General features: G+C 49.4%; 7 protein-coding genes and 1 tRNA gene. 5 read left to right on the forward strand and 3 right to left on the reverse strand.

The annotated features are described in order from the left end of the window. Window positions 1-202: 202 nt before the first annotated feature. The gene (locus RMO84_RS03485) at window positions 203-790 is read right to left on the reverse strand and encodes a ParA family protein (protein ID WP_310487058.1); all 588 of its coding nucleotides are present in this window, start codon (window positions 788-790) and stop codon (window positions 203-205) included. A gap of 124 nt (window positions 791-914) precedes the next feature. Then, window positions 915-1,001, reverse strand: a tRNA-Ser gene (locus tag RMO84_RS03490). 202 nt (window positions 1,002-1,203) lie between these two features. On the opposite strand from RMO84_RS03490, the gene RMO84_RS03495 reads away from it, so the two are divergent. Then, window positions 1,204-2,331, forward strand: a complete 1,128-nt coding sequence (locus tag RMO84_RS03495; RefSeq protein WP_310487059.1) for a glycosyltransferase family 1 protein — start codon at window positions 1,204-1,206, stop codon at window positions 2,329-2,331. Window positions 2,332-2,337: 6 nt separating this feature from the next. Here RMO84_RS03495 and RMO84_RS03500 read toward each other — a convergent pair whose 3' ends face one another. Beyond that, the gene (locus RMO84_RS03500; RefSeq protein ID WP_310487060.1) at window positions 2,338-2,607 is read right to left on the reverse strand and encodes a hypothetical protein; all 270 of its coding nucleotides are present in this window, start codon (window positions 2,605-2,607) and stop codon (window positions 2,338-2,340) included. A 352-nt stretch (window positions 2,608-2,959) separates the two neighbouring features. Here RMO84_RS03500 and purC point away from each other — a divergent pair, with 352 nt between their 5' ends. From purC to RMO84_RS03520, 4 genes are all read left to right on the forward strand, one after another. Beyond that, the gene (gene purC / locus RMO84_RS03505; RefSeq protein WP_310487061.1) at window positions 2,960-3,688 is read left to right on the forward strand and encodes a phosphoribosylaminoimidazolesuccinocarboxamide synthase; all 729 of its coding nucleotides are present in this window, start codon (window positions 2,960-2,962) and stop codon (window positions 3,686-3,688) included. Window positions 3,689-3,776: 88 nt separating this feature from the next. Beyond that, window positions 3,777-5,942, forward strand: coding sequence for a BamA/TamA family outer membrane protein (locus tag RMO84_RS03510; RefSeq protein WP_310487062.1), 2,166 nt, complete (start codon window positions 3,777-3,779; stop codon window positions 5,940-5,942). A gap of 143 nt (window positions 5,943-6,085) precedes the next feature. Beyond that, the gene (locus RMO84_RS03515) at window positions 6,086-6,388 is read left to right on the forward strand and encodes a hypothetical protein (protein ID WP_310487063.1); all 303 of its coding nucleotides are present in this window, start codon (window positions 6,086-6,088) and stop codon (window positions 6,386-6,388) included. A 129-nt stretch (window positions 6,389-6,517) separates the two neighbouring features. Continuing rightward, window positions 6,518-7,324 (forward strand): NADH-quinone oxidoreductase subunit H (locus tag RMO84_RS03520; RefSeq protein ID WP_310487064.1); only part of this gene is annotated, 807 nt, incomplete at its 3' end.

Raw genomic sequence — 7,324 nt, forward strand, 5'->3', positions numbered from 1 at the left:
GGATGATTAAGCCCTCACCCCGCCAGATCCTGCGGCTCTGGCGGGGTGAGGGCAAAGTCTACGCTTCATCCCTCAATCCAGCAACGCCGATAGTTGATAGTTGATAGTTGAATTTATGACATATCCCCGACTTCTTGGAGAAGTCGGGGATATGGTTGCAATAGTTTCGATGAATTGCCCAATAATTCACCAATTTAGGTTTTTATCCCAATACTTCTTTGCCGACAGATTGGTATTTAGCCCAGCCCAACTGCGCGCGGGGGTCGAGATAATCGCGCACTACCACGCCACGACTGGACGATCGCTCGAAAGCCACCAACAGCGGAATTTCGGCCTTAAATAGTGGTAATTTGGCTTCTTCAAGAATCGCTCTAGCCTCGCGTCCGGTCTTAGTACGGGAATCTACTTGGGTGAGTAAGATTTTATATTTCGCGCCCCAAGTTTCCAGTAATTCGGTAGTTTTGATCGTGGTATCGATATCGAGATGGTTGGGCGTAGTCGGAACGATCAGCAAATCGCTGCCAGCCACCAAATCCTTGAGTTCGTCTTGTTCGGGACGGGCTTGGGTATCGGTAATAATGTGCGTATACTTACTAATAATCGCCGTGGCACCAGCTTGAGAGGCTACGGTAAAGGTTAGCTTGTCCTCTCGCGACCAGACTAGTGCCGAGCGGTTGCGATCGGCATCAATCAGTAATGTTGGCGCATAGTCTTGAAGATAAGCAGCCAGGTGAATTGACGTGGTTGTCTTGCCGACACCACCTTTAAGCGCAGTAATGGTAATAATCATCGGCTAGTAGGTCGAAATTCCCGGTCTGTTTGCACCACTGTAAAAGGTAATGCGCACATACATACAAACCCCGTAACATAAATTAGGGGTTTGGATATAAATATTTAGTAACTAGCTCAAGATACGGAGAGGAGAGGATTCGAACCTCCGTTAGGTGTAACCCTAAAACTGATTTCGAGTCAGCCACCATCAACCACTCGGACACCTCTCCAGGTAATTCTTTGTTATTATACACCGATCGGTCGATCGATGTATACGCGCTATTGGATGTTGCTGTAAGTCCAACTCCCATACGGTGGTACAGCAACTCCCCGAATCGTAGATCGGCGACCGAAGACAGTTATACTCATGTCAGTCATAGTTTAGGAGCGATCCTAACCAAGCGATCGAGATTGTGGATCTCTAGCCAAACGATGCGTATTGCTCTATTCACCGAAACTTTTTTACCAAAAGTCGATGGGATTGTCACTCGACTCAAACAGACGATCGAACAACTTCAGCGACAGGGCGATGAAGTCTTAGTCTTCTGTCCCGAAGGCGGCTTGCAATCTTACTGCGGCGCGCGGATTTGCGGACTTTCTGCCTTTGCATTTCCGCTTTATCCCGAATTAAAGCTAGCATTTCCCCGTCCAGAAATCGGCTACCAACTGGCCAAATTTCAGCCAGATCTGATTCATGTGGTCAATCCAGCAGTCTTGGGACTAGCCGGAATTTTTTATGCTAAATCCAGTCAGATCCCGCTGCTGGCCTCGTATCATACCCATTTACCCAAATATCTCGATCGCTATGGCTTGGGCATTTTTGAAGGATTGTTGTGGGAATTATTAAAAGGTGCGCACAATCAGGCGGAATTAAATCTGTGTACTTCAAGCGCGATGGTAGAGGAGTTGGGCGCGCATGGGATCGAGCGCGTGCAATTGTGGCAGCGGGGGGTGGATACGGAGACTTTTCATCCGAGTAAAGCCACTGCGGCGATGCGGGACTATTTGACCGCTGGAGAACCGAACAGCCGCTTGCTGTTGTACGTGGGTAGACTGGGAGCAGAAAAGGATATCGAGCAGATTAAGCCGGTTTTGGCAGCACTCCCGGGGACGAGACTCGCCCTCGTCGGCGATGGGCCGCATCGCGCTTATTTGGAAAGTTATTTTGCCGGTACGCCGACACATTTTGTCGGTTATCTGGGCGGTGAAGACTTGGCGGCGGCTTATGCAGTCGCCGATGCGTTTATTTTTCCCTCGCGGACGGAGACATTGGGATTAGTCTTACTCGAAGCGATGGCTGCTGGCTGTCCGGTTATTGCCGCTCGGGCGGGTGGCATTCCCGATATCGTCACCGATGGTCAAAATGGTTATCTGTTCGACCCTGAAGCACCGCAAGGTTCGATCGACGCTACTCGCAAGCTATTGGCCGATCCAGTAGCCAGTCGCCAGCTTCGTGACAATGCTCGCTCGGAAGCCGAACGCTGGGGTTGGGCGGCAGCGACGCGACAGTTGCAACAGTATTATCGACAAGTGGTCGCCATGCACTCTGCAACCGGCTGAATCTATCTACTCGGCATCTAATTCATCATTACCATCGGTACTATTTTGGACGCCAATACCGAGCTGTTTTTTGGTACGTTTGAGATCTTTCCACAGACGCTTAATCTGCTTGTAAGATTCTTCGGGCGTAAGCTTACCCGCAGTTTCCAGGCTACAAATATAGCTAACTTTCTGAGTGAATTCTTGTAGGTTGCTGTTGAAAACTAGGTTTTCAGGTTTAAACTCACCGTTATAGCGGTTGTTTTGATACAAAAAGAAATCGCTCTGTTTTGACATCAATCTTACATCCTAATTTATGGGAATGGACTATTAAATTGCGAAGTTCGAGTGTGTTTTTATACCACCCGATCGAGCCGCTGTAGCTAACAACTAAACATCTTCTATGTAGACGTGCTGAAAGACGATCGCACCTGTAGTGTATCCGAGATATTAACACTCACGTCGCTATTCTAAAAGACAATAATTCTGGGAATCTGTGCCCGTACTAACTTTATTTGGCGACGAGATCGTGCGCGGCTAGTCCGGTTTAGCGCACTACCGCACGACTGTTAACGACGAATACTTGGTAACTGCTACCAATTTTCAGCTAATATCTAGTGTTAACCCCTCTAATTGTAACTATTTGAGCATGAATCGTCATCCGCAGATTTACGAAGGTAAAGCCAAAATTCTCTACGCGACAGACGATCCAGAGATCTTGCTGGCTTACTTTAAAGATGATGCGACGGCGTTTAATGCCCAAAAGCGGGGAACGATCGTTGGCAAAGGGGAAATCAACTGTCAAATTGCCGCCCATTTATTTCGCGCGATCGCCGCACAGGGGATTGCCACCCATTTTATCGACTGTCCGGCAACTAATGAAATGCGCGTCAAGGCCGTCGAGATTATCCCGATCGAAGTCGTCGTCCGCAATATTGCAGCGGGCAGTTTGTGTCAACAAACGGGGATCGTGCTGGGGACGGTCTTGCCAGAGCCGTTAGTTGAGTTCTATTATAAAAACGATAGTTTGGGCGATCCGCTACTGACACGCGATCGATTGTTGTTGATGGAGTTAACGACAGCCGAGCGAGCAGACATCCTCATAGCCAAAGCGCGTCAGATTAATGATATTCTGATCCACTTTTTCCAACTGTGTGGAATTACACTAGTTGACTTCAAAATCGAATTTGGCATCGACAAGCACCAGCAGATTTTGCTGGCTGATGAAATCAGCCCCGATAGCTGTCGGTTGTGGCTGACTGGGGAACCCGATCCCAATTTACGAGTCTTAGATAAAGATCGGTTTCGCCGCGATCTCGGTAAGATTGAAGATGCTTACCAACAAGTTTTGGCCAGAGTTTTAGGAGTCCAGGAGTAGCGTTCGGCGGATCCAGATCGAGGTGTAGACAGCGATCCATGTCTATTCGATCGAGCGGCTGTCAACTACTATTTACTATACATAGCACATGAAATTAAAATTTAGATTACTGTTAGTTACTTCGATTGCGACAATCGCCCAAGTTGCCAACCTCGCCCCCGCTCATGCTGATTCGACTCAAATCGGGCGATTGGTAGCGCAGCCAAGTTTGCTTAACTCGATCGTCGAACGCAAACCGATCGCTGTCTCGGCGGCGCAGAATGTGGCAGATATCCCCACCGCCAAGGATTTGGTAGCAGCTAATCGCAAAACTCGCAAGAAAAAGATCGTCCCTCGCCAACAGCCTAGCAAAAAACCAGCCGCTACCACTCCCACCAGCCAGACACCTACCACGCCAGCCGCCAACCAAAAACAAGTATTAGTCTCAGACATCGTCGTCAAAAGCCCTACGGGCACATTAGCACCAGAGCTAGAATCTAAAATTCGCCAAGTGCTGACGGTGAAAACCGGACAACCGACGACGCGAGAACAACTAGAGCAGAATCTCAATGCCGTCCGCGCTCTAGGTGCGTTCTCGACAGTTGAGATCGTCCCTGAAGATACGAATAAAGGTGTCAAACTCAGTGTCTTGGTTACACCTTATGGTGCCTTGCAGCAAGTTCAAATCCAAACTTTGCCCGCTAATAGTAGCACTGTCCTCAAGCAAGCAGACATTGATGCTCTATTTCAAAATCAGTATGGGAAACCATTAAATTCCGTCGAAGTTCAAGCCGCGATCGTGCAGTTGAATGCCCTCTATCAAAAGCAGGGTTATAACCTGGCACAAGTAGTCGAGGTCAAAGAACCCACTAGTGACGGTAAGTTGGTGCTAGTGATCGCTGAAGGGCTGATCGAAGATGTCCAAGTCCGATTTATTAATAAAGAGGGTTCGCTAGTCGATGACAAGCAGCAGCCCTTCAAGGGACTAACGCGACCCTTTATCGTCACTCGCGAAGCCGAATTAAAACCGGGCAAAATCTTCAATCGCCAGACGATCCAAAAAGATCTCCAACGGATTTATGGTTTGGGCATCTTCGATGACGTGCGGGTATCATTTGCGCCTGGTACCGATCCGGCCAAAGTCGTCCTCCAATTTAACGTCGTCGAGAAAAAGACCTCCTCGATCGTCGCTGGGGGCGGTCTGAGTTCCGCCAATGGTCTATTTGCAAGTGTCGGCTACAACCAGCTGAACGTCGGCGGTAATGCCCAAACGATCGGGGCGAATCTCCAACTCGGTACCACCGGCTTCCTGGGCGATCTGAGCTTTACCGATCCGTGGATTGCGACAGACCCCAATCGCACCTCTTATACTACCAACATCTTTTCGCGGCGATCGACATCGTTAATTTTCGGCGGTGGTACGACACCTCAATACGTACCGAACAGTATTCCCTCGGGCAGCACTACTGGTGATACCCCGACAATCGTCAGGCAGGGTGGCGGGATTACCTTCTATCGTCCGCTTAATGGCGATCCATACACCGACAGTCCGTGGCGCGCTTCGCTGGGATTACAGTATCAACGCGTGTCCGTTCAGAATTTCAATAGTGGCAATAGCCTTGCTAACGGCACGCTAGTCCCGCAAATCGGCGGTCGCAACCTCACAGCCAGCGGCACCGGCGAAGACGATCTGTTGATGGTACAGCTCGGATTGACGCAAGATTTACGCAATAGTGCTACCGATCCCAGCCAAGGGTCGCTGTTGAAATTGGGACTCGATCAATCAGCCCCGATCGGTCTAGGCAATATTGCCATGACCAGAGCCAGAGCGAGTTATACTCAATACGTCCCTGTGAAATTAACCAATTTCACACCCGGTTCTCAATCATTGATGTTCAACGTCCAAGGTGGGACGATCTTAGGCACGCTGCCGCCTTATGAGGCATTTAGTTTGGGCGGGCCGACATCGGTACGCGGCTATGAAGAGGGCGATATCGGCTCGGGTCGCAGTTATTTCCAGGCGACTGCTGAATATCGGTTCCCGATTGTGTCGATCGTCGGTGGCGAAATCTTCTTTGACTATGGGAGCGATCTGGGCACTGGTAGCAGCGTTCCTGGCGATCCAGCCGGACTGCGCGGCAAGCCTGGTAATGGTTTTGGCTATGGCGCAGGCATTCGGATTGGCGTACCCGCACTGGGTTCGATCCGTCTCGACTATGCTGTGAACAACCTATCGCAAAGCCGGATTCAATTCGGGATTGGGGAAAGATTCTAATTTAGTCGATCGTTGATAATTGATAATTTATAGTTGCTCTGAGAGAACCTCAGAGCAATTTCAGTCATAACCATTGTTGTATCAACTATTCACTATCCACTATCCGCTAACCTCACCCCGCCGTACTTATCGATCGACTAGTGTTGAAATATCTAATCAAATTATGCGCGATCGGGTTATTGCTCTGGTTGACGAATACCGATTCGGTGCGGGCGGAGTTTTGTCGTCAGGTTGAGGATCGGCGGATTTGTATTGTCAGCATCAAACGCAGTGCAAAGAATTACTGGCAATATCAGGCGATGGTCAGCATCGATGGCATCGAGCAAGCATCGGCATCCTATGACTGTCGGGCGCGGTTGGTTGTCGATGCTGATGGCAATACTGCAGCCTTTCGATCGCGTCGTGATGGTCAATTTGTCTGTAGCCTCTACCGGCGACGAGGCTGAAACCATCTAGCCAAATCGATGACAACCATTGGATCGCAGTCGATCTCCAAATACTCCCACCACGATATACTGGTAAAGACGATCGTGAATCTCCCGATCTCGATCTGACGTTAACTAAAAACCAAGTATATGAATTCAGGTATCGATCTCCAAGGAACTTTTATTCAATCCCTCAGCGACTTTGGTATTGCTCCCGAGTTGGCCAAGGTGTTGTGGATGCCGTTTCCGATGTTGCTGATGATTATTGGGGCAACAGTCGGCGTATTAGTTAACGTGTGGTTGGAGCGGAAGATTTCTGCGGCTGCCCAACAGCGGATCGGGCCGGAATTTGCTGGCCCCTTGGGCGTATTGCAGCCAGTCGCCGACGGGCTGAAACTAGTATTTAAAGAAGATATTACCCCGGCCAATGCCGATCCGATTTTATTTACGGTCGGGCCGATTATCGTCGTCCTGCCAGTATTTATCTCCTACCTGATCGTGCCCTTCGGTCAGAACTTGGTGATTACTGATATCAATACTGGCGTATTTTTCTGGATTGCGCTGTCGAGTGTCGTGCCGATTGGCTTGTTGATGTCCGGATATGCGTCGAATAATAAGTATTCGCTGATTGGGGGCTTGCGTGCCGCCGCTCAGTCGATCAGTTATGAAATTCCCCTGGCCTTGTCGGTATTGGCGATCGTGCTAATGTCCAATAGTCTGAGTACGATCGATATCGTCCAACAACAGTCGGGTTATGGCATCTTATCCTGGAATATCTGGCGGCAACCAGTCGGTTTCGTGATTTTCTGGATTGCGGCACTAGCCGAATGCGAACGTCTGCCCTTTGACCTCCCAGAGGCTGAGGAAGAGCTGGTTGCTGGCTATCAGACTGAATACTCCGGCATGAAGTTTGCCCTCTTCTACATCGCTTCTTACGTTAATTTAGTATTAGCGGCA

It is taken from the genome of Chamaesiphon sp. VAR_69_metabat_338 (genome assembly GCF_031423935.1).
Classification (GTDB): Bacteria; Cyanobacteriota; Cyanobacteriia; order Cyanobacteriales; family Chamaesiphonaceae; genus Chamaesiphon.